At 68.8% G+C, this 25,147-nt stretch carries 21 protein-coding genes; 11 read left to right on the plus strand and 10 right to left on the minus strand.

Annotated features, from left to right (window positions below):
- Nucleotides 1-19 precede the first annotated feature (19 nt).
- Nucleotides 20-427: a hypothetical protein gene (locus tag ABD357_RS32420; RefSeq protein ID WP_344394589.1), complete on the minus strand. Its 408-nt coding sequence runs from the start codon at nt 425-427 to the stop codon at nt 20-22.
- Between the two features lie 265 nt (nt 428-692).
- On the opposite strand from ABD357_RS32420, the gene ABD357_RS32425 reads away from it, so the two are divergent.
- Complete coding sequence (locus ABD357_RS32425) at nt 693-821, plus strand: hypothetical protein (RefSeq protein WP_344394722.1); 129 nt, start codon at nt 693-695, stop codon at nt 819-821.
- Nucleotides 822-968: 147 nt separating this feature from the next.
- Here the strand turns inward: ABD357_RS32425 and ABD357_RS32430 are convergent, their stop codons facing one another.
- From ABD357_RS32430 to ABD357_RS32440, 3 genes are all read right to left on the minus strand, one after another.
- Nucleotides 969-1,838: a hypothetical protein gene (locus tag ABD357_RS32430; protein WP_344394590.1), complete on the minus strand. Its 870-nt coding sequence runs from the start codon at nt 1,836-1,838 to the stop codon at nt 969-971.
- Between the two features lie 183 nt (nt 1,839-2,021).
- A complete protein-coding gene (locus ABD357_RS32435; protein WP_425585106.1) occupies nt 2,022-3,158 on the minus strand; it encodes a metallophosphoesterase in 1,137 nt (378 codons plus the stop codon).
- Nucleotides 3,159-3,346: 188 nt separating this feature from the next.
- Nucleotides 3,347-4,459 carry a LacI family DNA-binding transcriptional regulator gene (locus ABD357_RS32440; protein WP_344394592.1) on the minus strand — a complete coding sequence of 371 codons (1,113 nt, stop codon included), beginning with the start codon at nt 4,457-4,459 and terminating at the stop codon, nt 3,347-3,349.
- Nucleotides 4,460-4,853: 394 nt separating this feature from the next.
- On the opposite strand from ABD357_RS32440, the gene hisC reads away from it, so the two are divergent.
- The 5 genes from hisC to ABD357_RS32465 all read left to right on the plus strand — a co-directional run bounded on the left by hisC (nt 4,854) and on the right by ABD357_RS32465 (nt 13,558).
- Nucleotides 4,854-5,933 (plus strand): histidinol-phosphate transaminase, encoded by a 1,080-nt coding sequence (gene hisC, locus ABD357_RS32445; RefSeq protein ID WP_344394593.1) that lies wholly within the window; start codon nt 4,854-4,856, stop codon nt 5,931-5,933.
- A gap of 276 nt (nt 5,934-6,209) precedes the next feature.
- A complete protein-coding gene (locus ABD357_RS32450; RefSeq protein ID WP_344394594.1) occupies nt 6,210-7,718 on the plus strand; it encodes a cytochrome ubiquinol oxidase subunit I in 1,509 nt (502 codons plus the stop codon).
- A gap of 20 nt (nt 7,719-7,738) precedes the next feature.
- Nucleotides 7,739-8,743 carry a cytochrome d ubiquinol oxidase subunit II gene (gene cydB / locus ABD357_RS32455; RefSeq protein ID WP_344394595.1) on the plus strand — a complete coding sequence of 335 codons (1,005 nt, stop codon included), beginning with the start codon at nt 7,739-7,741 and terminating at the stop codon, nt 8,741-8,743.
- A gap of 108 nt (nt 8,744-8,851) precedes the next feature.
- Nucleotides 8,852-12,346: a thiol reductant ABC exporter subunit CydD gene (gene cydD / locus ABD357_RS32460; protein WP_344394596.1), complete on the plus strand. Its 3,495-nt coding sequence runs from the start codon at nt 8,852-8,854 to the stop codon at nt 12,344-12,346.
- Nucleotides 12,347-12,508: 162 nt separating this feature from the next.
- Nucleotides 12,509-13,558 (plus strand): M23 family metallopeptidase, encoded by a 1,050-nt coding sequence (locus tag ABD357_RS32465; RefSeq protein WP_344394597.1) that lies wholly within the window; start codon nt 12,509-12,511, stop codon nt 13,556-13,558.
- Here ABD357_RS32465 and ABD357_RS32470 read toward each other — a convergent pair.
- The 3 genes from ABD357_RS32470 to ABD357_RS32480 all read right to left on the minus strand — a co-directional run bounded on the left by ABD357_RS32470 (nt 13,555) and on the right by ABD357_RS32480 (nt 17,058).
- Nucleotides 13,555-14,421 (minus strand): Cof-type HAD-IIB family hydrolase, encoded by an 867-nt coding sequence (locus ABD357_RS32470; protein WP_344394598.1) that lies wholly within the window; start codon nt 14,419-14,421, stop codon nt 13,555-13,557. The genes ABD357_RS32465 and ABD357_RS32470 overlap by 4 nt on opposite strands.
- Before the next feature lie 89 nt (nt 14,422-14,510).
- Nucleotides 14,511-15,059 (minus strand): RNA 2'-phosphotransferase, encoded by a 549-nt coding sequence (locus ABD357_RS32475; protein WP_344394706.1) that lies wholly within the window; start codon nt 15,057-15,059, stop codon nt 14,511-14,513.
- Nucleotides 15,060-15,270: 211 nt separating this feature from the next.
- Nucleotides 15,271-17,058, minus strand: coding sequence for an SDR family oxidoreductase (locus ABD357_RS32480; protein WP_344394599.1), 1,788 nt, complete (start codon nt 17,056-17,058; stop codon nt 15,271-15,273).
- Nucleotides 17,059-17,349: 291 nt separating this feature from the next.
- Between ABD357_RS32480 and ABD357_RS32485 the strand changes: the two genes are divergently transcribed.
- From ABD357_RS32485 to ABD357_RS32505, 5 genes are all read left to right on the plus strand, one after another.
- Nucleotides 17,350-18,324, plus strand: coding sequence for an ABC transporter ATP-binding protein (locus ABD357_RS32485; protein ID WP_344394708.1), 975 nt, complete (start codon nt 17,350-17,352; stop codon nt 18,322-18,324).
- Nucleotides 18,314-19,219, plus strand: a complete 906-nt coding sequence (locus ABD357_RS32490) for an ABC transporter permease (protein ID WP_344394600.1) — start codon at nt 18,314-18,316, stop codon at nt 19,217-19,219. Before ABD357_RS32485 ends, ABD357_RS32490 begins: the two co-directional genes overlap by 11 nt.
- Nucleotides 19,216-20,127 (plus strand): ABC transporter ATP-binding protein, encoded by a 912-nt coding sequence (locus tag ABD357_RS32495; RefSeq protein ID WP_344394601.1) that lies wholly within the window; start codon nt 19,216-19,218, stop codon nt 20,125-20,127. The genes ABD357_RS32490 and ABD357_RS32495 overlap by 4 nt, the downstream gene beginning before the upstream one ends.
- 9 nt (nt 20,128-20,136) lie before the next feature.
- On the plus strand, nt 20,137-20,856 hold the full coding sequence (locus ABD357_RS32500; RefSeq protein WP_344394602.1) for an ABC transporter permease subunit: 720 nt from the start codon (nt 20,137-20,139) through the stop codon (nt 20,854-20,856).
- A 145-nt stretch (nt 20,857-21,001) separates the two neighbouring features.
- Nucleotides 21,002-21,244 carry an SGM_3592 family protein gene (locus tag ABD357_RS32505; RefSeq protein ID WP_344394603.1) on the plus strand — a complete coding sequence of 81 codons (243 nt, stop codon included), beginning with the start codon at nt 21,002-21,004 and terminating at the stop codon, nt 21,242-21,244.
- 341 nt (nt 21,245-21,585) lie between these two features.
- Here the strand turns inward: ABD357_RS32505 and ABD357_RS32510 are convergent, their stop codons facing one another.
- From ABD357_RS32510 to pheA, 3 genes are all read right to left on the minus strand, one after another.
- Nucleotides 21,586-22,398 (minus strand): HAD family hydrolase, encoded by an 813-nt coding sequence (locus ABD357_RS32510; protein WP_344394604.1) that lies wholly within the window; start codon nt 22,396-22,398, stop codon nt 21,586-21,588.
- Nucleotides 22,395-23,681, minus strand: coding sequence for a serine--tRNA ligase (gene serS, locus ABD357_RS32515; protein WP_344394605.1), 1,287 nt, complete (start codon nt 23,679-23,681; stop codon nt 22,395-22,397). The genes ABD357_RS32510 and serS overlap by 4 nt, the downstream gene beginning before the upstream one ends.
- A 530-nt stretch (nt 23,682-24,211) precedes the next feature.
- Nucleotides 24,212-25,144, minus strand: coding sequence for a prephenate dehydratase (gene pheA / locus ABD357_RS32520; RefSeq protein WP_344394606.1), 933 nt, complete (start codon nt 25,142-25,144; stop codon nt 24,212-24,214).
- Between the last annotated feature and the right edge of the window lie 3 nt (nt 25,145-25,147).

A 25,147-nucleotide genomic window follows, 5' to 3' on the forward strand; every position in this document is an offset into this window, starting at 1 on the left:
GCATTCGTGCCGGGCACTCTCACCTTGACAGTGCCCAGATGATGAGGAGCGGGCCGTAGACAGCGAGTAGGGCGCAGAGGAGTCGTCTCCATTCGAACCTCACGTCGAGTTGGACCGGGCCGTTGCTCTTGCCGGGGCGCGCCTGGGACGCGGTGCGGTGTGCCTCCCCAAGCAGCCGAAGGGCTCGTTGGTGGGTCCGGTATCCGGTAAACGTGCCCAACAGTGAGCTGCCGAAGGCGACCGAGCCAATGGTGCGCCCGTCTCGTAGATCGATGATCAGGCCGTCGTCGGCCGTCACCCGTGCGACATCGTTCCAAGCAACGGTCGAGGTCACGAGGAAGTTGGTGACGGACACGCGTTCGGCGGTGCTGCGGATCGCGGAGTCCCACCCAAGTGCCCAGAAGAAGATCGACGCTCCACCGAGCATGAATGCCGCTGGGGGTTCCACGTGCAGTGGCCCAATGAGCAGAGCGGCGCAGGCGTAGCTCCCGATCGCGCTTATTACCGGCAGCCACACATACACAGGCCGTCTGATCGCCCTCATCCGCATCGCGGATCACCCCCAAGAAGGATCCTCCACACCGGACAAAGGCTGAGTCAAGATCGTTGAGGGGCAGGACAGGGGCATTGCGATACGAGCCCGGCAGCACGAGGGAGTGCACGTCGTCATCTCTGGGGCGCTGCTGTCCTCGATGAAAATCTCCCAAGACATCCGCCGCGAACACGGCGGTACGCAGACGGAGATCGAGGAAGGCATGGCGCAGAAGTCGCAGGAGTTCGCGGCTGCGGGTAACCGGGTGTATCTGACGCTCGCCGACTGACCTGATCCGGGCGCGGCAGCAGCGCACCGCTCCGGGCTCCGGCCCTCGACTTCGTCGTCGTGGGCCGGAGCGGCCGTGCGGCTTGTCCGTCCGGCCGGGAGCCCGGGTCCCGGTTCGGCGGCCTCTGGTCGCGCCTCGGTCGCGCCCCTACTCCGGCTGATGCTCCGGTCCTCCGAAGTCCGGGCTTGAGAAGTCCGGGCTCGAGTAGCTGGGGCGGGGGCCTGCCGCGGGGCCGCCGTCGGGGCTGCTGAAGCCCGGGCGGTTGTAGCCGAGATGGGGGATTCGGCTGGTCGGCTGCGGCGGTGTCGTACGGCCGAGGGCCGCTGAGCCCGGGTCAGCGAGTGCCTCTCGGAGGAACGGCATGATGCCGCGCTCCAGGAGGGCCTCGCGCCAGGCTTCCCTGGCTCGGCTCAGTTCCTCGCTTCGCTCACCCCGCGTGCCGGCCTGCAGCGAGCTCTCTCCGTTGCGCAGGGCGGTGAGCAGCAGACCGACCGCGGCGATCAGGATCGCGGCCGCGGTCACCGCACCGAAGACCCACCCGGTGGTGAGGAGGGTCCGGGCGAACGCCGGCTCGGGGTTGAGCATCTTCAGGAGGTATCCGACGAGCAGGAAGATCGCCGAGGCGGTGCCGGCGAGGACAGGAGTGAGTACCGCGGCGACGGCGACGGCGCCCGCCCCGGCGGGCTCGGTGGTCTCCCCCACCGTGGCGGCGAGCCCCACAGCGCTCGTGCCCGGGTCCGTGGATCCGGATCCTTCGTGGACACGTGGGGAGGGCTGCGCCGGCCGGCGCAGTTGCTCGCGGATCTTTACGTAGTGCTGGTATTCGGTCGCCGCGGCCGCCGTGATGAGAGCCGAGGCGTTGAGCGCCATGGTGCGCAGTTGTTCGGGGTTGAGCCGCTGGCCGACAGCGGCGAGTTCCGGACGGTGTGGTGCGGAGCGCAGCGCCTCATCGAGGACCCGCTCGTACTCTTGGCGGTCCTCGCTCAACAGGTGCTGCGGAACGCTGTTCATGTGCATCCCCCGATGCTCCGTAGGGCTTGGGGCTCGGCATGCTGACGAGCCGTCGGGCAGAAACGGAGGGGAGCCTGCTACGGATAAGCCGATGGTAGAGCGGGGACGGTACGAGGTGACAGGGGGTTTCCAGAAATTGCCCCTCGGTAGGCCCCGTCCTCGGTGGAAGAACGCCTGCCCGGAAAAGGGTCAGCCATCCAGGGGCAGTTGCTGGACCAGTAGCTTTCCGGCCATGGTCACGCCGCCGTCCATCGCGATGGCCAGCCCGTCCGCGTACACATGCGGTCCTTGGACCACGGGGCCCGCGGCATCGTCGCCGTCCTCGGAGCCGACCTCGCCGAGGAGGTACGGAATGGGACTGTGACCATGGACGATGCGAGAGCCACCGTACATGTCGAGGAGTTCGCGCACGGCCTGTGCGCCCCCGTCGTCGCGGAACGCGAAGCGCTTGGTGAACTTGCGGAAGAGGTCCCAGCATTCGTCCGCGTCGTTGCGCGTGAGGGCTTCGCGGACGGTGTCGTTGACGCCTTCGATGGAGTCGCCGTAGTCGAGATAGGCGGTGGTGTCGGAGTGCACCAGCAGGTGCCCGTCCGCCAGCTCCATCGCGTCGAGGCGGGCCATCCACTGCAGATGGTGATCCTCGAGGCGCTCCATATCGGTCTTCTGGCCGCCGTTGAGCAGCCAGGCAGCCTGGAAAGTGGCCGTACCGGCACCGGAGTTGACGGGGGTGTCGCCGAATCGCTTGGCGCCGAGCAGCAGCAGCTCGTGATTGCCCATCAGCGCCTTGCAGTAGCCGCCGGCCGCGGCGGCCTCGGCGGACAGCCGCATCACGAGGTCGATGACGCCGATGCCGTCGGGCCCCCGGTCGGTGAAGTCCCCGAGGAACCACAACCGTGCCGTGCCCGCCGACCAGCGGCCGTCGATGTCGATGAGGCCCTTCTCGCGCAGTGCGGCGACGAGTTCGTCGAGATAGCCATGCACGTCGCCGACGACGTACAGCGGGCCCGGCCCGGCGGTGGACTCCGGGACGGTCGCGGCTTCGGGGCTGACCGGCACCTGAAGGGTGTCCCCGCGGTTGATGACGGGCAGATCGCGCTGCGTCGGCGTGTAGCCCTCGACGTCCTCGACCGGTCTGGTGCCCTCACCGGGAGGCATCTGCTGTGCATGAGGCGCCTGTTGCAGATGAGTTCCGGGCTGGGCGTACGGGCCGGGCTGCGCATACGGATCGGCTTCGTGGACGTACGCGGGCACGCGGAAGTCGCGCACCGTCGGCGTCCGCACCTCGGGTCCCTGACCGGCCCCCTGAGTCATCGACCCCTCCACCACCATCGCGCCGCATCTGCACCGCACTGGACTGCCTGGTCGCAGCGGCCCGCGGTGTCGTGCGCCCATCATAGGAATGCGGATCGCGCCATGTGATGACCCAGGGGTGGTGAATCGGGGCAGGACCCCAGTTCATCGTGGTTTTCTCCCGAATTGGGAGGGGCTTTCTCACCGGATGCCACCGCCTGACGTCACCTCTCCTCCGGTGATCGTGGCGGGCTGACGGTCGTACGGGGCGGCCGTCGGTCGGAGGAGGTCCGCACGATCAACTCCGTGGGGATCACCTGCTCGACCGGTTGGTCCGATTCGACCCCCTCGATGGCGTCGATGAGGAGCTGGACCACGGCCGTGCCGATGTGGCGCGGCTTGAGTGAAAGCGTGGTGAGGGGTGGCTCGGTGTTGGCGTACACCGCGGACTCGCTGCAGCACACGAGCAGCAGATCCTCCGGTACGCGCAGACCGTAGCGGCGGGCAGCCGCGAGGAGGTCGGTGCCGTTCGGGTCGAACAGTCCGTACACGGCGTCAGGCCGGTCGGGCCGGGCGAGCAGGCGGTCGGCGGCGGCGGATCCCGCGCGGGGATCGTGCGCGGGGTAGGCCTCGTACACCGGTTCCTGGCCGACGCGCTCGCACCAGTGCAGGTACGCGGTCGTCGACAGATGCGTGTACGTGTCGGTCGAGGTCCCGGTGAGCAGGCCGATCCGGCGAGCGCCCGCGTCGGCCAGGTGGTCGAGGATGCCCAGGACCGCGGCCTCGTGGTCGTTGTCCACCCAGGCGGTCACCGGCAGCGAGCCGGCCGGGCGGCCGTCGGAGACCACCGGTAAACCCTGGCGGACCAGTTCGCTGACGACGGGGTCCTGGTCGGAGGGGTCGATGACCACGGTTCCGTCCAGGGCCACGTTCGACCACACGTCGTGGCGCGAGGTGGCGGGGAGGATGACCAGGGCGTAGCCACGGGCGAGCGCGGCCGAGGTGGCGGCTCTGGCCATCTCCGCGAAGTACGCGAACTCCGTGAAGGTGAAAGGTTCATCCCCGTAGGTCGTCACGGTCAGGCCGATGAGGCCCGACTTTCCGGTACGGAGCGTGCGGGCCGCGGCGGAGGGGCGATAGCCCAGCCGGTCGGCGACCTCGCGGACATGGCGTCGGGTGGCGTCCGGGAGCCGGCCCTTGCCGTTGAGTGCGTCGGACACGGTCGTGATGGAGACTCCGGCGGCGGCGGCCACGTCTCTGATGCCCGCCCGGCCCGGCCGACTGCCTCGACGGGAGGTCTCCGCCCGGCTCACCTGGTGCTTCCCTGCTGCTGTCATGGCGAGCCGATAGTAGGGCTCATGCGGTGGGGTAGTGCGGACGCATATTCACTCGTTGACAGGCACGTTTCTGCATGATCGAGAGTGATCAATTGCCTTGGAAGAGAAGGTAGTTGAGCGATTCAATGACAGTACGTCACTTCTCGAGGCGCGCGAGCCTGCCGAAGGGGTCATGTTTCGAAGAGGTCTCAACTCACCTGCATGGGGGATGCGCGCCACGGCGTGAGCCACCGGCGCTTGAACGGGACGGCGGCGCGCCCCCCACTTCGTACGCCTCCGTGGGCCCGATGCCAGGGACCGCCTACGCGGTCGGTCCCGAGCCATACGCAGCGGCGCCGAATCCTCATAAGGTGAGGAGTATTGGAAGCCGATGGTGGTCATGAGGAGGACTGCGGTGAGCGAGACGAGCCCCAAGCTGCGTGCCGAGCTGGAGGGTATCCCCACGTACAAGCCGGGGAAGCCCGCCGCGGCCGGCGGTCGGGTGGCGTACAAGCTGTCCTCCAACGAGAACCCGTATCCGCCGCTGCCCGGGGTGATGGAAACCGTGGCCGCCGCGGCGGGGTCCTTCAACCGTTACCCGGACATGGCGTGCACGGCGCTGATGAGTGAGCTGGCGGACCGGTTCGCGGTGCCGCTCACGCATCTGTCCACCGGCACGGGCTCGGTCGGCGTCGCCCAGCAGCTGTTGCAGGCCACGAGTGGTCCAGGTGACGAGGTCATATACGCCTGGCGGTCCTTCGAGGCGTACCCGATCATCACGCAGATCAGCGGGGCGACGTCGGTGCGGGTGCCGCTCACGTCGGGGGACGTGCACGATCTCGACGCGATGGCGGACGCGGTCACCGAGCGGACGCGGCTGATCTTCGTCTGCAACCCCAACAACCCCACCGGCACCGTGGTGCGCCGGGCCGAGCTGGAACGGTTCCTGGACCGGGTGCCGAACGATGTCCTGGTGGTCCTCGACGAGGCGTACCGGGAGTTCATCCGCGACCCCCAGGTGCCGGACGGCGTCGAGATCTACCGCGAGCGGCCGAATGTCTGCGTACTGCGTACGTTCTCCAAGGCATACGGACTTGCCGGACTGCGGGTCGGTTTCGCGATCGCCCATGAACCGGTGGCGGCTGCGCTGCGCAAGACCGCCGTGCCCTTCGGTGTGAGCCAGCTCGCTCAGGACGCGGCGGTCGCCTCGCTGCGCGCCGAGGACGAGCTCCTCGGCCGGGTGGGCTCGCTGGTGTGTGAGCGCATCCGCGTCGTCGAGGCGCTGCGTGGGCAGGGCTGGACGGTGCCGGAGACCCAGGCGAACTTCGTCTGGCTGCGGCTCGGCGAGCGTACGGTCGACTTCGCGGCGGCCTGTGAGCAGGCCGGGGTCGTCGTGCGGCCGTTCCCGGGGGAGGGCGTGCGCGTGACGATCGGCGAGACCGAGGCGAACGACATCTTCCTCAAGACGACGGAGGGGTTCCGCAAGGAGCTCTAGCCTCCCGCGACCGGCAGAGTTCCGTCGGGTACGGAGCTCTGCCGACGGGTCTCCTGGCCCCCTCTTGCGTCACAACGCTCTGACCTGTTCTTTTACGCCAGAGGCCGGATCCTCCAACCTTAGGGACCCCCCACCTCTCACGCCTCGAACGGTCATGCGTCATAATTGCTTGTGAATGTGAACGCGTTCACAAGCTTGCCTGGTTGGTCCCGTGATGTCTGCGACAAGCGGGTCAAACTGCCGCTGTGACCACGGCGACGTAAGGAGACTGACGACGTGGACCTGGCTCTGGCGCCGGAGACCCTGGCGCGATGGCAGTTCGGCATCACCACCGTCTACCACTTCCTCTTCGTCCCCCTGACCATCTCCCTCGCCGCGCTCACGGCCGGCCTGGAGACCGCCTGGGTGCGTACGGGGAACGAGAAGTACCTCAGGGCGACGAAGTTCTGGGGGAAGCTCTTTCTGATCAACATCGCGATGGGTGTCGTGACAGGCATCGTGCAGGAGTTCCAGTTCGGCATGAACTGGTCCGACTACTCGCGCTTCGTCGGTGACGTCTTCGGTGCCCCGCTCGCCTTCGAGGCGCTGATCGCGTTCTTCTTTGAGTCCACGTTCATCGGCCTGTGGATCTTCGGCTGGGACAAGCTGCCGAAGAAGATTCACCTCGCCTGCATGTGGATGGTCTCGATCGGCACGATCCTGTCGGCGTACTTCATCCTCGCTGCCAACTCCTGGATGCAGCACCCGGTCGGCTACCGGATCAACGAGCAGCGGGGCCGTGCCGAGCTCACCGACTTCTGGCTGGTCCTGACCCAGAACACCGCGCTCGCCCAGGCCTTCCACACCCTCTCTGCGGCCTTCCTCACCGGCGGTGCCTTCATGGTCGGCATCGCAGCCTTCCACCTGGCCCGCAAGAAGCACGTCCCCGTGATGAAGACCTCGCTGCGGCTCGGCCTGGTCACCGTGGTCATCGGCGGCATGTTCACCGCGATCAGCGGCGATGTCCTCGGCAAGATCATGTACGAGCAGCAGCCGATGAAGATGGCGGCGGCCGAGGCGCTGTGGGACGGCGAGGCGCCCGCGCCCTTCTCGGTCTTCGCCTACGGGGACGTCGACAAGGGCCACAACAAGGTGGCCATCGAGATTCCGGGACTGCTGTCCTTCCTCGCCAAGGACGACTTCAGCTCTTACGTCCCCGGCATCAACGACGTCAACAAGGCCGAGCAGGAGAAGTACGGGCCGGGTGACTACCGGCCCAACATCCCGGTGGCGTACTGGGGCTTCCGCTGGATGATCGGCTTCGGCATGACGTCCCTCACCATCGGGCTGGTCGGGCTCTGGCTGACGCGGAAGAAGTTCTTGCTGCCGCAGCACCTGCGCGTGGGTGACGACGAGGTGCCGCATCTGGTGCTGCTGCCCAAGAAGGCACTCGGCCCGACGCTCACCAAGTGGTACTGGCGCATCGCGATCCTGACCCTGGGCTTCCCGCTGATCGCCAACTCCTGGGGCTGGATCTTCACCGAGATGGGCCGCCAGCCGTGGGTCGTGTACGGCGTACTGCAGACCCGCGACGCGGTCTCCCCCGGCGTCTCGCAGGGTGAGGTCCTCACCTCGATGATCGTCTTCACGACTCTCTACGCGATCCTCGCCGTCATCGAGGTGAAGCTGCTCGCGAAGTACATCAAGGCCGGGCCGCCCGAACTCACCGAGGCCGACCTCAATCCGCCCACCAAGATCGGCGGCGACTCCCATGACGCCGACAAGCCGATGGCCTTCTCCTACTAGGCCCAGGGAGCTGCAGAGTCATGGAACTTCACGACGTCTGGTTCGTCCTCATCGCCGTCCTGTGGATCGGCTATTTCTTCCTGGAGGGCTTCGACTTCGGGATCGGTGTCCTCACCCGGCTGCTCGCCCGTGACCGGGCCGAGAAGCGGGTGCTGATCAACACCATCGGGCCGGTCTGGGACGGCAACGAGGTCTGGCTGCTCTCCGCGGGCGGTGCGACTTTCGCCGCCTTCCCCGAGTGGTACGCCACGCTCTTCTCCGGCTTCTATCTGCCGCTGCTCCTCATCCTGGTCTGCCTGATCGTCCGCGGAGTCGCTTTCGAGTACCGGGCGAAGCGGCCCGAGGAGAGCTGGCAGCGCAACTGGGAGAGCGCGATCTTCTGGAGCTCGCTCATCCCCGCGTTCCTGTGGGGTGTGGCCTTCGGCAACATCGTGCGGGGCGTGAAGATCGACCGAGACATGGAGTACGTCGGCAACCTGTGGGATCTGCTCAACCCGTACGCGATCCTGGGCGGCCTGGTCACGCTGACGCTGTTCACCTTCCATGGGGCGGTGTTCGCCGCGCTCAAGACGCTGGGCGACATCCGTGAGCGGGCGCGGAAACTGGCGCTGCAGCTCGGCGTGGTGACGGCTGCGCTCGCGCTGGTTTTCCTGGGCTGGACCCAGGCCGACAAGGGCGACAGCACGAGCCTGGTCGCGCTGATCGTGGCGGTGATCGCGCTGGTCGCGGCGATCGGGGCCAACCAGGCCGGGCGTGAGGGCTGGGCGTTCGCCCTGTCCGGCATCACCATCGTGGCCGCCGTGGCGATGCTCTTCCTGACGCTCTTTCCGAACGTCATGCCGTCCTCGCTCAATGGCGACTGGAGCCTGACGGTCAGCAATGCCTCATCGAGTCCGTACACGCTGAAGATCATGACCTGGTGCGCGGTGATTGCGACACCGGTCGTGGTGGTCTACCAGGCGTGGACGTACTGGGTGTTCCGGAAGCGGATCGGTACGCAGCACATCGCTGAGGCTGTGCACTGAGTTCGATCGCCGCTGAATCCAGGGGCATGTTTCACGTGAAACGTGCCTGTTGAGGAGAAGGTGTGTTTCACGTGAAACACACCTGCTTGACCCGAGGGTGTGTTTCACGTGAAACCGATCGACCCGCGACTGCTCCGGTACGCCCGCGCTACCCGCCTCTTCCTGGTGGCGATCGTGGTGCTGGGCGCTGCCGGGGCGGCGTTGGTCATCGCCCAGGCGATGCTCATCGCCGAGATAGTGGTCGGTGCTTTCCAGCACGGGCTGGAGGCCGCCGAACTCCGCGCCCCTCTCCTGCTGTTGGTGGCGGTCGCGGGTGGTCGGGCGCTCGTCTCCTGGCTCACGGAACTCGCCGCGCACCGGGCCGGGGCAGCGGTCAAGTCGGAGCTGCGGGGGCGGCTGCTGGAACGCGCGGGTGCGCTGGGCCCGGGGTGGCTGAGCGGGCAGCGGACGGGGTCGCTGGTCGCACTCGCCACGCGCGGAGTCGATGCGCTTGACGACTACTTCTCGCGCTACCTCCCGCAGTTGGGGCTCGCAGTGGTCGTGCCAGTGGCGGTGTTGGCACGGATCGTCACGGAGGACTGGGTCTCGGCGGCGATCATCGTCGGCACGCTGCCCCTCATCCCGATATTCATGGTGCTCATCGGCTGGGTCACCCAGTCCCAGATGGACCGTCAGTGGAGGCTGTTGTCACGGCTCTCGGGGCATTTCCTGGACGTGGTCGCGGGGCTGCCCACGCTCAAGGTGTTCGGGCGGGCCAAGGCGCAGGCAGAGTCGATCCGGCGGATCACCGGTGAGTACCGGCGGGCGACCATGCGAACCCTGCGGATCGCCTTCATCTCGTCCTTCGCGCTGGAGCTGCTCGCCACGATCTCGGTCGCCCTGGTCGCGGTGACCATCGGGATGCGGCTCGTCCATGGCGAGATGGATCTGTACGTGGGGCTGGTCATCCTCGTTCTCGCGCCCGAGGCATATCTGCCACTGCGGCAGGTGGGGGCGCAGTACCACGCGGCAGCGGAGGGGCTCGCCGCCGCCGAGGAGATCTTCTCGGTGGTGGAGACGCCGGTGCCAGGCTCAGGGACCGCGATCGTGCCGTCCTCCGGCGGGATTCGCTTCGAGGGGGTGACGGTCCGGTACCCGGAGCGGTCGTCCGACGCCGTGTCGGACGTGTCCTTCGCGGTCGAAGCCGGCGAGACGGTGGCGCTCGTCGGGCCCAGCGGCGCGGGTAAGTCGACGCTGTTCAACGCGCTGCTGGGGTTCGTGAAGCCGACATCGGGCCGAGTGCGGATCGGGGGAGTCGACCTGGCCGATGCCGACTTGGCCAAGTGGCGTTCGCAGGTGGCCTGGGTGCCGCAGCGTCCCCATCTGTACGCGGGGTCCATCGCCGAGAACGTACGGCTGGCGCGGCCGGACGCGGATGACGCCGAGGTGGCCAGGGCGCTGGGTGACGCGGGCGCGCTCGAGTTCGTGGACGCGCTGCCCGAGGGGATGCGGACCGTACTGGGCGAGGACGGGGCCGGGCTGTCCGCGGGGCAGCGGCAGCGGCTGGCGCTGGCCCGGGCGTTCCTCGCGGACCGGCCCGTGCTGTTGCTCGACGAGCCGACGGCTTCGCTGGACGGGGAGACCGAAGCCGAGGTGGTGGAGGCCGTCCGGCGCCTGGCGGTGGGGCGGACGGTGCTGCTCGTGGTGCACCGGCCGGCGTTGCTGGGCGTGGCGGATCGGGTGGTACGGCTGGAGTCCGCAGTGCCCGTCGCGGGAGCCGGATCCGCGCACTCTCGTGGTACGGAGGCGCGCCGCACAGAAGCGGCAGTGTCCACCGCCGACCAGGACGAGCTGCCGCTCTCCACTGCGGAGCGAGGCAGCGTCCTCGCCCGCGTCCGCGCCATGGCCGGACCTCGCCGCGGTCGGCTCACGATCGCTCTCGTGCTGGGCAGTCTCGCGCTCGGCAGTGCCGTGGGGCTGATGGCCACCTCGGGGTGGCTGATCTCGCGGGCCTCGCAGCAGCCTCCCGTTCTCTACCTGATGGTCGCCGTCACGGCCACGCGGGCGTTCGGGATCGGGCGGGCTGTTTTCCGGTACGCCGAGCGGCTGGTGTCGCACGATGCCGTGCTGCGGATGCTGGCCGACACCCGAGTCGCCGTGTACCGGCGACTCGAGCGGCTCGCTCCCGCGGGGCTGCGGACCGCCCGGCGCGGTGACCTGCTCTCGCGGCTGGTCGCCGATGTCGACGCGCTGCAGGACTACTGGCTGCGCTGGCTGCTGCCCGCCTCGGCCGCGGTCGTCGTGTCCGCCGCATCCGTGGGATTCACGGCCTGGCTGCTGCCCGAGGCCGGGGCCGCCCTCGCCCTCGGGCTGCTCGCCGCCGGAGCCGGCGTCCCACTGGTGACCGGCGCCTTCGCGCACCGCGCGGAGCGCAAGCTGGCCCCCGCCCGCGGCGTCCTGGCGACCCGCGTGGCCGATCTCCTCACAGGGACGGCCGAGTTGACGGTCGCCGGTGCACTGCCCGCGCGCACCGCCGAAACCCGGCAGGCCGATGCCGCGCTGACTCGCATCGCGTCGCGCACCGCGACCGCCACCGCGCTCGGCGACGGGCTCATCGCGCTCGTCTCCGGGCTCACCGTTGCGGTCACCGCGCTCGTCGGCGCCCGGGCGGTCGCCGACGGCCGCCTCAGCGGTGTGCTGATGGCCGTCGTCGTCCTCACGCCGCTCGCCGCGTTCGAGGCCGTCCTGGGGCTTCCGCTCGCGGTCCAGTATCGGCAGCGCGTGCGCAAGAGCGCGGAGCGCGTGTACGAGGTCCTGGACGCCCCCGATCCCGTACGCGAACCGGAGAGGCCGCGAGAGGCACCGGCGTCGCCCTTCCCGCTCGTTCTCCAAGGGCTGTCCGCCCGCCACCAGGGGCAGGACCGGGACGCGCTGACCGGGATCGACCTGACGCTCGCACGCGGGCAGAGGATCGCCGTCGTGGGGCAGTCCGGCTCCGGCAAGACGACCCTTGCGCAGGTGCTTCTGCGGTTCCTGGACGCGGGGGCAGGGACGTACATGCTGGGCCGCTTGGACGCGTACGACCTGGACAGTGACGACGTACGACGCCTGGTCGGGCTGTGTGCGCAGGACGCGCATCTCTTCGACAGCTCGGTGCGCGAGAACCTGCTGCTCGCACGGAAGGACGCGACCGAGGACGAACTGCGTGACGCGCTCGGACGGGCCCGGCTGCTCGACTGGGCCGACGGTCTGCCCGAGGGGCTCGACACGCTGATCGGCGAGCACGGGGCGCGGCTGTCCGGTGGGCAGCGGCAGCGGCTGGCGCTGGCCCGTGCGCTGCTCGCCGACTTCCCGGTCCTCGTCCTCGACGAACCCGCGGAGCACCTCGACCTTCCGACGGCCGACGCGCTGACCGCCGATCTGCTCGCCGCGACCGAGGGCCGTACGACGCTGCTGATCACCCACCGGCTGGCGGGTGTAGAGGCCGTGGACGAGGTGATCGTGCTGGCGGACGGACGCGTGGTGCAGCGGGGCCCGTACGGCGAACTGGCTGCCGTGGATGGCCCACTGCGGGAGATGCGGGAGCGGGAGGAGGCGTCGGAGCTGCTGGCAGCGGTTCGCTGACTCGGCCGAACCGCCCTGCGGAGCCGCCCGCTGACGATCCAGTCAAGTGCTGTGGACCAGGCCGCTGTTCGGAGCAGCAGAATGGTCCGTCCGAGGCATTCGGTCCCCCAGGCGTACGACTTGAACAGGACCGCGGCCCAGGCGCGGGACACGATCCGTTGTATGCGCCCACTTCGACGCCATCCCCTGCTCGTACCGGCGCTGCTGTGCGCGCTGGCCCTTCTGGCGGCAGGTCCCACGGCGGCCAAGGGGGACGCGGGCGATCCCGGTGGCCTGAGCACCGAGGTGGTGCGGCTCTTCGAAGAAGCTTCCGCCGCGACGCAGCGATACGAGGAAGGGCGCGGGGAGGCAGAGGTGCAGCGGGCCCGGGCACAGCGGCTGGAGCGGCTTCTCACGCGGGAGCGGCGGAACATCGCCGCACTGCACGGCGACCTCGGCCGGATCGCGCGCGCCCAGTACCGCAGTGGTGGGGGGCTTCCGCACACCGCGCAGTTGCTGCTCGCGGACAGCCCCGACGAGTTGATGCGCGGTCAGCGTGCCGTGTGGCAGGCCGACCTGGCGGTCAACAACGCCGTCACCAAGAGCCGCCGCGCCGAGGCACGGCTCGCCGCCGACGAGGCGAAGGCCGCGAAGGCCTGGCAGGCGCTGGAACGGCGCAATGCCCGACTCGCCGAGATGAAGCAGGGGATCGAGCAGAGGCTCGAAGCGGCGCAGTCGACGCTTCAGGGGCAGGCGGACGCCTCGGTCGCGGCGGGTGCGTGCCGGGCAGCGGTCCGGCTCGACCAGCCGGAGCCAGGCTCCTCGGCGGCGTGGGTCGCGCCATTGGAGACGTACGAACTCTCCGCGGGCTTCGGGAGCGGTGGTGAGCGCTGGGCGAGCCGGCACACGGGGCAGGACTTCGCGGTGGACATCGGCACGCCGGTGCGCTCAGTGGGCGAGGGGCGCGTGGTCAAGGTGGCGTGCGGCGGTCCGTTCGGTATCGAGGTCGTTGTGCGGCACCTCGGGGGCTACTACACGCAGTACGCGCATCTCGCGACGGTCGCTGTCGATCAGGGGGAGCGGGTGGCGGCCGGGCAGTGGGTCGGCCAGTCGGGCACGAGCGGCAACTCGACTGGACCGCATCTGCACTTCGAGGTACGCCTGACGCCCTATCACGGCTCGGGCGTCGATCCGATGGGGTGGCTGGACGAGCGCGGGGTGCAGCTCTACTAGGAGAGAGCCAGCATCCGCTCGATCACGACCGCCACACCGTCCTCGTTGTTGGCGACCGTTCGTCCCGAGGCCGCGGCGATCACGTCGGGGTGCGCGTTGCCCATCGCGTACGACGTGCCTGCCCAGGTGAGCATTTCCACGTCGTTCGGCATGTCCCCGAAGGCGACGACCTCCTCGTGCGAGATGCCGCGCTCGGCGCAGCACAGCGCGAGGGTGCTGGCCTTGGAGACGCCGGGGCCGCTGATCTCCAGCAGTGCGCTGGGGCTGGAGCGGGTCACGCCCGCGCGGTCGCCGATGGCCAGGCGGGCGGTCATCAGGAAGTCGTCCGGGTCGATCTCGTGGTGGAACGCGAGAATCTTGAGCACCGGCTCGTCGGCACCGGGACCGTCCGGCGCCAGGAGTTTCTCGGCGGGCGCGAGGGTGTCCGGGATCTCCATGTGCATCTTCGGGTACGACGGCTCCTGGTAGAAGCCGTACGTCTGCTCAATGGCGAACACGGTCCCCGGCGCGGCCTCGCGGAGCAGCCGCACGGCATCGAGCGCGTTCTCCCGTGCCAACTCCCGGACCTTGACGAAACGGTGGTTGCCGGCGCCGCCATGCAGGTCGACCACGGCGGCGCCGTTCCCGCAGATGGCAAGGCCGTGGCCGTGGACATGATCGCTGACGACATCCATCCAGCGTGCCGGGCGGCCGGTCACGAAGAAGACCTCGATGCCGGCCTCCTCTGCGGCGGCCAGAGCGGTGACCGTGCGCTGCGAGACGGAATGGTCGTCGCGCAGCAGGGTGCCGTCCAGATCCGTTGCGATCAGCCGGGGCGGAACGGTGGAGGCCGGAGTCTGGGGCCGGCGGGTCGCTGAGGTCACGCCGCCATTGTCCCGCAGATGCCCGCACGACCTTGCGACGGCCCGCACATACGGGCCCACGCCGGCCCGGGGTCCGCCGAGGCGGCAGGTCAGTGCGGCTCGGGAACCCGCAGGTAGCGCGGGGGCACGGCGGTCGTGAGCCATACGCCGTTGGCGCTGACCCGGAATACGTGGCCGTCGCGGTGCATGGCGGCGGCGTCCACAGCGAGCACGACGGGACGGCCGCGGCGGGCACCGACGCGGGTCGCGGTCTCGCGGTCCGCTGAGAGGTGCACATCGTGGCGGTTCATGGGCCGGAGGCCCTCGGCGCGGATCGCGTCCAGGCTGCGGGCGACGGTCCCGTGGTAGAGGTACGCGGGCGGCGTCGCCGGGGCCAGACCGAGGTCCACCTCGACGGAATGGCCCTGGCTGGCGCGGATCCGGGTGCCCTCGATCGCAAAGCGCCGCTTGTCGTTGGTGGCCACCACCTGGTCGAGCTCGGCCCGCGTGAACCTGAAGCCGTGAGCTGCCGCCGCGGCCATCAGCGTCTCGATCTCGACCCAGCCGCCTTCATCGAGCGTCAGCCCGATCTGCTCGGGCTGATGCCGCAGATGTTTCGAGAGGTACTTCGACACCTTCACGGTGCGGCGTGCACCGATCTTGGAGTCGGTCGCGGAATGGGTCTCCTCATCGATCTCGGCATCGGTTTCGGATTCGTTCATGACGCCAGAGTGCCTGGCGAGACGCTGATCACGCATTTTATTTGTGTGTGGAGGTTTGATCCACAGACAAGTGCGTTATCCACAGGGCAAGTTGACGGTAGCTGTGGATAACGTTCCGCTACTTCCGGTGTTTTCCTCAGCCGCGTTCTCACAGCGGTGGCTCGACCCGTCCGATCGCGCGCAGCATCCTGGGTGTGAACCGGGCCATGAGGCGGGCCCCACGGGCCTCGGGGGTCACAGGCACCACGGGCTGGTTGCGGACCACCGCGCGCAGGACGGCGTCGGCGACCTTCTCGGGTGGGTAATTGCGCAGCCCGTACAGCCGCGCGGTCTTCTTCCGGAGCTGCTTTTCCTCCTCGGCGTCGACGCCCGCGAAGTGCGCGGTTGAGGTGATGTTGGTGTTGATGAAGCCGGGGCAGATCGCCGAGACGCCGATGCCCTGGCCCGCCAGCTCCGCGCGCAGGCATTCGCTGAGCATCAGCACCGCCGCCTTGGAGGTGCTGTAGGCGGGCAACGCCTTCGAGGGCAGATATGCCGCCGCAGACGCGGTGTTGACGATATGGCCCCCCTGTCCGCGCTCGACCATCTGCCTGCCGAAGAGCCGGCAGCCGTGGATCACACCCCACAGGTTGACATCGAGGACCTTCTTCCAGTCCTCCGTCGTGGTGTCGAAGAAGGAGCCGGAGAGTCCGATCCCGGCGTTGTTCACCAGTACGTCGACCACTCCGTACTCGGCGGCGACCTTGTCGGCGATCTTCTCCATGGCCTGTTCGTCACCGACGTCGATCGTCTCGGCCCATGCATCGGGCGCCCCGCTCTGACGGGACAGCTCCGCAGTGCGTGCCACGCTCTGTGCGTCCCGGTCGACGGCCACCACGCGTGCGCCGGCCTCGGCGAAGGCCAGGGCGGTGGCCCGCCCGATGCCGCTGCCCGCCCCGGTGACGAGCACGAGCTGCCCGCCGAAGCGGTCCGCGTACTTGCCGGTCGCCACCGGTGCGGGCCTTCCACTCTCGGTCGAGGTCACGAACTCGGTGATCCAGGCGGCCAGTTGATCCGGCCGGGTGCGCGGGATCCAGTGCTTGGCCGGGAGCGTGCGGCGGACCAGTCGCGGGGCCCATTGCTCCAGGTCGTCGTAGAGCCGCTCGGACAGGAAGGCATCGTCCAGGGGGGTGATGAGCTGCACGGGCGCGTGTGCGTACGCGTCCGGGCGCGGATTGCGCAGCCGCGGCCGGATGTTGTCCCGGTACAGCCATACGCCGTGTGCCGCGTCCGAGGGCAGCGAGGCGGTCGGGTACTCGTCCGTGGGGATCTTCTCGATCCGCCGAAGGATCTTCGGCCACTGCTTGCCGAGCGGGCCACGGCAGACGAGTTCGGGCAGGACGGGGATGTGCAGGGCGTAGATGTACCAGGACTTGGCTACCTGGCCGAGGAGTTGAGCGAGCCTGCGCGGGGTCGGGCGGATCCTGCGCTTCTTGATCCAGTGCCCGAAGTGGTCCACGGAAGGCCCGGACATCGACGTGAAGGAGGCGATCCTCCCTTCGGTGCGCCCCACCGTGACGAATTCCCAGCCCTGGCCCGAGCCCCAGTCATGCCCGACCAGATGCACCGGCCGGTCAGGGCTGACCGCGTCTGCGACCGCCAGGAAGTCATCCGTCAGCTTCTCCAGAGTGAACCCGCCGCGCAGCGGTTGCGGCGCGGTCGACCTGCCGTGGCCCCGTACGTCGTACAGCACCACGTGGAATCCGCGCTCGGCGAGGCGTGGAGCGACCTCGGACCACACCTCCTTCGTGTCCGGATAGCCGTGGACGAGCAGGACGGTCGGCTGCGAGGGGTCCCCCAGTTCGGCGACGCACAACTCGACCCCGCCCGTCCGTACCCAGCGCTCGCGCGCGCCCTTGAGCAGACCTTCGCCTGTCACGCGATCCCCTTTGCTCATACGGTCTCGCTTGCTCACGCGCCCCCGTTACGCATGCCGGCCAGGCCCGTCAACGATCGCGTGCCGGGCGCTGTCGAATGTTCCAATTGTTGGAAGCCGCGTCAACGGGCAGGTGCGGGGCCTGTGGACAACTCGCCCGATGTGGATAACCAGCCGGGTGTGGACAACTGCCGCCCGTTGTTCGACCTCAGGGGGACCCTTACGGGCCCGTAATACCGGAGAGTGACACCGATACAGCTCCCTGGGGTGACGTACTCCTGTGGCCTGCGCCACTACCTTCGAATCGTGACTGTGATCGCGACCGAAAGCCTGAGCAAGCGGTTCCCGAGGGTAACCGCGCTTGACCGGCTCTCCGTGGACGTCGGGCCCGGTGTGACGGGACTCGTCGGAGCCAACGGAGCCGGCAAGTCCACACTGATCAAGATCCTGCTGGGTCTGTCCCCCGCCACCGAGGGCCGCGCCGAAGTGCTCGGCCTCGATGTCGCCACCAAGGGCGGTGACATCCGCGAGCGGGTCGGGTACATGCCCGAGCACGACTGTTTGCCGCCCGATGTGTCCGCCACCGAGTTCGTCGTCCACATGGCGCGCATGTCCGGTCTGCCCCCGGCGGCGGCCCGCGAGCGCACCGCGGACACGCTGCGCCACGTCGGTCTCTACGAGGAGCGCTACCGCCCCATCGGCGGCTACTCGACCGGCATGAAGCAGCGCGTGAAGCTCGCGCAGGCCCTCGTCCACGACCCCCAGTTGGTCTTCCTCGACGAGCCGACCAACGGCCTCGACCCGGTCGGCCGCGACGAGATGCTGGGCCTGATCCGCCGTATCCACACCGACTTCGGCATCTCGGTCCTGGTCACCTCGCACCTGCTGGGCGAGCTGGAGCGCACCTGCGACCACGTCGTCGTCATCGACGGCGGCAAGCTCCTGCGGTCCAGCTCCACCACGGACTTCACCCAGACCACGACGACCCTCGCGATCGAGGTCACCGACACCGACGAACACCCGGACGGCACCCGCGCGGTGCGCGAGGTGCTGCACGCGCGCGGGATCGACACCCACGACGGCAGCGGACTGCCGGGCGCCGGTCACATCCTGCTCCTCACGGCGGACGGCGAAGAGACGTACGACCTCGTACGCGACATCGTCGCCGACCTCGGCCTCGGCCTGGTCCGTATGGAACAGCGCAGGCACCACATCTCGGAAGTCTTCAAGGACGCCGACGACGCGCGGGACGAAGAGCGGAAGGAGGCGGTCGGCCATGGCGGTTGAGCAGACCCCGGCCCGGGCCGGTGAGCAGACCCGGATCCACAACATCGGCTACCGCAACTACGACGGCCCACGCCTGGGCCGCGCCTACGCCCGCCGCTCGCTCTACTCGCAGTCCCTGCGCGGCTCGTACGGCCTCGGCCGCTCGGTGAAGTCCAAGGTGCTGCCGATGCTGCTCTTCGTGGTGATGTGCGTGCCCGCGGCCATCATGGTGGCCGTCGCGGTCGCCACCACGGCGAAGGACCTGCCGGTCGACTACACGCGTTACGCGATCTTCCTGCAGGCGGTCATCGGCCTGTACGTGGCCTCGCAGGCACCGCAGTCCGTCTCGCGCGACCTGCGCTTCAAGACCGTACCGCTGTACTTCTCGCGCCCCATCGAGACCGCCGACTACGTGCGCGCCAAGTACGCGGCGCTGGCCTCGGCGATGTTCATTCTCACCGCCGCACCCCTGGTCGTGCTCTATGCGGGCGCACTACTGGCCAAACTTGACTTCACCGACCAGACCAAGGGTTTCGCACAAGGGCTCGTCTCCGTGGCACTGCTTTCACTGCTCTTCGCCGGCATCGGCCTGGTCATCTCGGCGGTCACCCCGCGCCGCGGCTTCGGCATCGCGGCCGTCATCGCCACGCTGACCATCTCCTACGGGGCGGTGTCCACCGTCCAGGCCATCGCGTACGAACAGAACAGCACCGACGCGATCGCCTGGCTCGGTCTCTTCTCGCCCATCACGCTCATCGACGGAGTACAGACAGCCTTCCTCGGCGCCTCGTCCTCCTTCCCCGGAGAAGTGGGCCCGTCGAACGGTGAGGGTGTCGTCTACCTCCTTGTCGTCCTGGGCCTCATCGCGGGCTGCTACGGCCTCCTGATGCGCCGCTACCGAAAGGTCGGACTGTGACCACGCTCAACATCGACCACGTATCGCGCTGGTTCGGCAACGTGGTGGCCGTCAACGACATCACGATGACGGTCGGTCCGGGAGTCACCGGCCTGCTCGGCCCGAACGGCGCTGGAAAGTCCACCCTCATCAACATGATGGCCGGCTTCCTCGCCCCCTCCACGGGCTCCGTCACACTCGACGGCGAGCCGACCTGGCGCAACGAACAGATCTACAAGAAGATCGGCATCGTCCCGGAGCGCGAGGCGATGTACGACTTCCTCACCGGCCGTGAATTCGTCGTCGCGAACGCCGAGTTGCACGGCCTCGGTAAGAAGGCCGCGCAGAAGGCCCTCGCCACGGTCGAGATGGAGTACGCGCAGGACCGGAAGATCTCGACGTACTCCAAGGGCATGCGGCAGCGCGTGAAAATGGCCTCCGCGCTCGTCCACGGGCCGTCCCTGCTGCTGCTCGACGAGCCCTTCAACGGCATGGACCCACGGCAGCGCATGCAGCTGATGGATCTGCTCCGCCGCATGGGCGACGAGGGCCGTACGGTGCTGTTCTCGTCGCACATCCTCGAAGAGGTCGAGCAACTCGCCTCGCACATCGAGGTGATCGTCGCCGGACGGCACGCCGCGAGCGGCGACTTCCGGCGCATCCGGCGCCTGATGACCGACCGCCCGCACCGCTACCTCGTGCGCTCCAGCGACGACCGCGCGCTCGCGGCCGCGCTCATCGCCGACCCGTCGACCTCCGGCATCGAAGTGGACCTCCAGGAGGGCGCGTTGCGCATCCAGGCGGTCGACTTCGGGCGCTTCACGGCACTGCTGCCGCGGGTGGCCAGGGATCACGGCATCCGCCTGCTGGCGGTCTCGCCCTCGGACGAGTCCCTCGAGTCCGTCTTCTCGTATCTCGTCGCGGCGTAGGAGGCCAAGATGTACGACCCCACAGTCGCCCGGCTCACCTACCGGGCCCTGCTCGGCCGCCGCCGGGCCCTCATCCTGGGCGCGCTGCCCTTGCTGCTGATCGTGATCTCCGTGGCGGTCCGTGCCTTCACCGGCACCGACGACCAGGTGGCCGCCGACCTCCTGGGCGGGTTCGCGCTCGCCACGATGGTGCCCATCATCGGCGTCATCGCCGGTACGGGCGCGATCGGGCCGGAGATCGACGACGGCTCGGTGGTGTACCTGCTCGCCAAGCCGATCAAGCGGCCCACGATCATCTTCACCAAGCTGATCGTCGCGATCGCCGTGACCATGGCGTTCTCCGCGATCCCGACGTTCCTCGCCGGGATGATCCTGAACGGCAACGGTCAGCAGATCGCCGTCGCGTACACCGTGGCCGCACTGGTCGCCTCCATCGCGTACGCCGCGCTCTTCCTGCTGCTCGGCACGGTCACCCGGCACGCGGTGGTCTTCGGGCTCGTCTACGCACTCGTCTGGGAGGCACTCTTCGGGTCCCTGGTGTCCGGTGCGCGCACGCTCAGCGTTCAGCAGTGGTCGCTCGCCGTGGCCCACGAGGTCACAGGCGGGGACCTCGTCACCTCCGATGTGGGCATGGCGACGGGCACGGTGCTGCTGATCGTGGTGACCGTGGCCGCCACATGGTTCGCGGGGCAGAAGTTGCGGTCGCTGACGCTTGCCGGCGAGGAGTAGGCGCTCCGGGGAGTCGGGGCGGCCCCACGCGCGCGTGCTCGCTGTTGGGGGTGCACGCGCGTGGGGCCTCTTTTGATCTTGAGATCGGTTTTACGCGCGCAACGGCACACTTGTCCAAAGGGATGCACGGCAGGGAGGAACGGGGATGGCACGGCAGGCACCGCGAAGCGACGGTCAGGGGGAGTCCGAGGACACCTGGGACGACCTCGTCCTGGACGAGGAATTCATACAGTCCGCCGAGACGGCCGAGCCGTCGGCGCGCGCCCGTATGCTCGCGGCCCGCTGGCGCAATGGAGGCCCCGAACCGCAACCCTGGCGGTCCGACGAACCGCCCGCGGGCTGGTTCTTCAGCAAGGCGCGACGACGCAAGTGGCGCCGCAACCGGTAGCCGCTCCCGGGGCCTCCCCGCCCGGAGCCCACTTTATTCGGTGGCGTCCAACTCGGCATACGGGCAGAGTAGTTATGTCCAGGTCGCCGGGTTCCTCCGGCGCCGCAATCTGGGAGAGGAGCGCGACGATGCCCATCAGCAGCGGTCCGTCGAGCTCCCGACAGGGCAGCCTGCGGCGTACTCCGGAGTAGCTACCGCTCCGTCGAGTGCGCCCCGCACGGGGAGCTGCCCGGGGCGGCCGCTTCGAGCGCGCATCACGCGCGGGCCGCCCCTCCCGACATTGCCGGAACGCTGTCGCTGTGACATGCCCAACACCAGGTCACAGCGGCAGCGTTGCGCGCTCAACCCAGCAACCGCTCCAGCACCACCGCGATCCCGTCCTCCTCGTTGGACAGGGTCATCTCGTCGGCCACCGCCTTGAGCTCCTCATGGGCGTTGGCCATGGCCACGCCGTGGGCGGACCAGCCGAACATCGGGATGTCGTTGGGCATGTCGCCGAACGCGATCGTCTCGGCCGCTTTGACGCCCAGACGGCGAGCCGCGAGCGAGAGGCCCGTGGCCTTGGAAAGACCGAGGGGGAGGATCTCGACGATGCCCTCGCCCGCCATGGTGATGGACACCAGACCGCCCGCCGCCTGACGTGCCGCGTCCGCGAGTTCGTCGTCGGTCAGACGCGGGTGCTGGATGTACAGCTTCGTCAGCGGCTCTGCCCACAGTTCCGCGAGGTCGGTGAACGGGACGGCCTGCAGCAGTCCCTGGACCTGGTAGCCGGGGCCGATCAGGACGTCGCCGTCGAGGCCGTCACGGCTCGCGGCCAGGGCCAGTGCGCCTACCTCCGCCTCGATCTTGGCGAGCGCCAAGCCGGCCAGCTGCCGGTCGAGAGTCAGCGTGGTGAGCAGCCGGTGCGCCCCCGCGTCGTACACCTGCGCGCCCTGAGCGCACACCGCGATCCCGTCGTACCCGAGTTCGTCGAGGATGTGGCGGGTCCAGGGCACCGCCCGCCCGGTGACGATGATGTGCGCTGCGCCCGCCGCGGTGACCGCGGCGAGCGCCTCACGTGTGCGCTCCGAGACCGTGCCGTCGGAGCGCAGCAGCGTTCCGTCGAGATCGGTTGCGACGAGCTTGTACGGGAAGGCGGGAGCGGAGTCGCTCACTTGGCCGCCTTGGCGACCGGCTCCAGGATCTCCCGGCCGCCCAGGAACGGCCGCAGCACCTCGGGCACGCGTACGGAGCCGTCGGCCTGCTGATGGTTCTCCAGGATCGCCACGATCGTGCGCGGTACGGCACACAGCGTGCCGTTCAGCGTCGCGAGCGGCTTCACCGTCTTGCCGTCACGCATACGGATCGCCAAGCGCCGCGACTGGAACTCCGTACAGTCCGAGGTCGACGTCAGCTCGCGGTACTTGCCCTGGGTCGGGACCCACGCCTCGCAGTCGAACTTACGGGCCGCAGAGGACCCCAGGTCCGCCGAAGCCACGTCGATCACCCGGAACGGCAGCTCCAGCGAGGTCAGCCACTGCTTCTCCCAGTCCAGCAGGCGCTGGTGCTCGGCCTGCGAGTCCGTCGGGTCGACGTACGAGAACATCTCGACCTTGTCGAACTGGTGCACCCGGAAGATGCCGCGCGTGTCCTTGCCGTGCGAACCGGCCTCGCGGCGGAAGCAGGGCGAGAAGCCCGCGTAGCGCAGCGGGAGGCGGTCACCGTCGATGATCTCCTCCATGTGGTACGCGGCGAGCGCCACTTCGGAGGTGCCGACGAGGTACAGGTCGTCATTGTCGAGGTGGTACACGTCCTGCGCGGCCTGGCCGAGGAAGCCCGTGCCGGCCATGGCCTGCGGGCGGACCAGCGCAGGAGTCAGCATCGGCGTGAAGCCGGCGGCCGTGGCCTGCGCCATCGCCGCGTTGACCAGCGCGAGTTCCAGCAGGGCGCCTACGCCGGTGAGGAAGTAGAAGCGCGAGCCGGAGACCTTGGCGCCGCGCTCGACGTCGATCGCGCCGAGCGTCGTGCCGAGCTCCAGGTGGTCCTTCGGCTCGAATCCCTCGGCAGCGAAATCACGGATCGTGCCGTGCGTCTCCAGCGTGACGAAGTCCTCCTCGCCGCCGACCGGGACGTCGGGGTGCACGAGGTTGCTCAGCTGGAGCAGCAGCTCCTGGGCCTCGGCCGCGGCCTCGTCCTTCGAGGCATCGGCAGCCTTGACGTCGGCGGCGAGCTGGCCCGCCTTCTTCAGGAGCTCGGACTTCTCGTCGCCGGAAGCCTTGGGGATGAGCTTGCCGAGGGCCTTCTGCTCGGCGCGCAGCTCGTCGAAGCGGACGCCGGACGACCTGCGCCGCTCGTCGGCGGAGAGCAGGGCGTCGACGAGCGCGACGTCCTCTCCACGGGCGCGCTGCGACGCACGCACACGGTCGGGGTCCTCACGGAGCAGGCGAAGGTCAATCACCCCTCAAGGCTACCGGTGCGGTGTTAGGGCCCACGACCCGGTATTCCGATCTATCGCTGTTGCCCCTTACGCGGGAATTGATCAACTTTGTCAACAAAAGAGGCTCAACCCCCCGGAACAGGGCAGTCGGGATACCGCGAGTTGACACGATTCCCTTGCGGGAACAGAGGCTTGGAGAGTGAGTTGTCCACAGGGACTCACACCCTTCGAAGAGTTATCCACAGGCTGTGCGAAAGATCTGTGGACTTCAGAAGTGATCGTTCCGAACGCGGTACGCCGGGACGAAAAACCCCCGAACCTGACCCCCTCTCCGCCCACTTTCGGGTGGAAATAGTTCACTCCGAAGGGTGGGCTGAGGGAAACGGGTGGACGAAGCGCGACCTGCTGTGGCGTGGGCCCAGTTGGGGGTCGTAGGGCGATTTGTCGACTGCATCGGGCCCCGTTGTCGACTTGTCCCCAGGTCGAGAACGGGTCCTGTGGATAACTTCTGTGGATGAAGAAGAGCGGCTGGTAGGACCGGCTTGGACGGGCTAGAACCGGCCGTCCTGGCAGCGGGCCAGCCAGTCGGAGGCCGCCGCGAACTCGCCGTCGGAGGTACCTGCGCCTGGTGCTCGTACGTCCTGGGCGTCGACCTCGGCCCGCGGATAGGACCCGAGGAAACGCACCTGCGGACACCTCCGCTTGAGGCCCATCAGCGCCTCGCCCACCCGTCGGTCCGCGATATGACCCTCGGCGTCGATGGCGAAGCAGTAGTTGCCGATGCCCTCACCGGTCGGCCGGGACTGCAGCAGCATCAGGTTGACGCCGCGTACGGCGAACTCCTGGAGCAGTTCGAGCAGGGCGCCCGGGTGGTCGTCGCGCTGCCAGACGACCACGGACGTCTTGTCCGCGCCGGTTGGTGCCGCGGGCCGGGCGGGCTTGCCCACCAGCACGAACCGGGTCTGCGCGTTCTCCGCGTCGTGGATCCCGGTCTCCAGCGGTTCCAGGCCGTACTTCTGGGCCGCGAACTCGCCTGCGAAGGCCGCGTCGTAGCGTCCCTCCTGCACCAGGCGCGCGCCGTCCGCGTTCGAGGCCGCCGACTCCCAGATCACGTCCGGGAGGTTGTTCTTCATCCAGATGCGCACCTGCGGCTGGGCGGCCGGGTGGGCGGTCACCGTCTTGATCTCCGAGAGCTTCGTGCCCGGCCTGACCAGCAGTGCGAAGGTGATCGAGAGCAGCACTTCGCGGTAGATCATCAGCGGTTCGCCGGCGACGAGTTCGTCGAGAGTCGTGGTGATGCCGCCCTCGACGGAGTTCTCGATCGGTACGAAAGCCGCCTCGGCCTCGCCGCCTCGGACCGCGTCGAGCGCGGCGGGTACGGACACCATCGGGACGAGTTCCCGGGTGGCGGTCTCCGGGAGTGTGCGCAGGGCGACTTCGGTGAAGGTGCCCTCGGGGCCGAGATACGCGTAGCTGGCTGGCATGGC

This window comes from Streptomyces vastus (assembly GCF_039532825.1).
Taxonomy (GTDB): domain Bacteria; phylum Actinomycetota; class Actinomycetes; order Streptomycetales; family Streptomycetaceae; genus Streptomyces; species Streptomyces vastus.

Coding starts and splice junctions, on each gene's coding strand:
- ABD357_RS32440 (WP_344394592.1), bottom strand. CDS start 4,459: ATGACAGCAGCAGGGAAGCACCAGGTGAGCCGGGCGGAGACCTCCCGT.
- ABD357_RS32430 (WP_344394590.1), bottom strand. CDS start 1,838: ATGCACATGAACAGCGTTCCGCAGCACCTGTTGAGCGAGGACCGCCAA.
- ABD357_RS32420 (WP_344394589.1), bottom strand. CDS start 427: ATGCTCGGTGGAGCGTCGATCTTCTTCTGGGCACTTGGGTGGGACTCC.
- pheA (WP_344394606.1), bottom strand. CDS start 25,144: ATGCCAGCCAGCTACGCGTATCTCGGCCCCGAGGGCACCTTCACCGAA.
- ABD357_RS32465 (WP_344394597.1), top strand. CDS start 12,509: ATGCGCCCACTTCGACGCCATCCCCTGCTCGTACCGGCGCTGCTGTGC.
- ABD357_RS32480 (WP_344394599.1), bottom strand. CDS start 17,058: ATGAGCAAAGGGGATCGCGTGACAGGCGAAGGTCTGCTCAAGGGCGCG.
- ABD357_RS32500 (WP_344394602.1), top strand. CDS start 20,137: ATGTACGACCCCACAGTCGCCCGGCTCACCTACCGGGCCCTGCTCGGC.
- ABD357_RS32425 (WP_344394722.1), top strand. CDS start 693: ATGAAAATCTCCCAAGACATCCGCCGCGAACACGGCGGTACGCAGACG.
- ABD357_RS32490 (WP_344394600.1), top strand. CDS start 18,314: ATGGCGGTTGAGCAGACCCCGGCCCGGGCCGGTGAGCAGACCCGGATC.
- ABD357_RS32505 (WP_344394603.1), top strand. CDS start 21,002: ATGGCACGGCAGGCACCGCGAAGCGACGGTCAGGGGGAGTCCGAGGAC.
- cydB (WP_344394595.1), top strand. CDS start 7,739: ATGGAACTTCACGACGTCTGGTTCGTCCTCATCGCCGTCCTGTGGATC.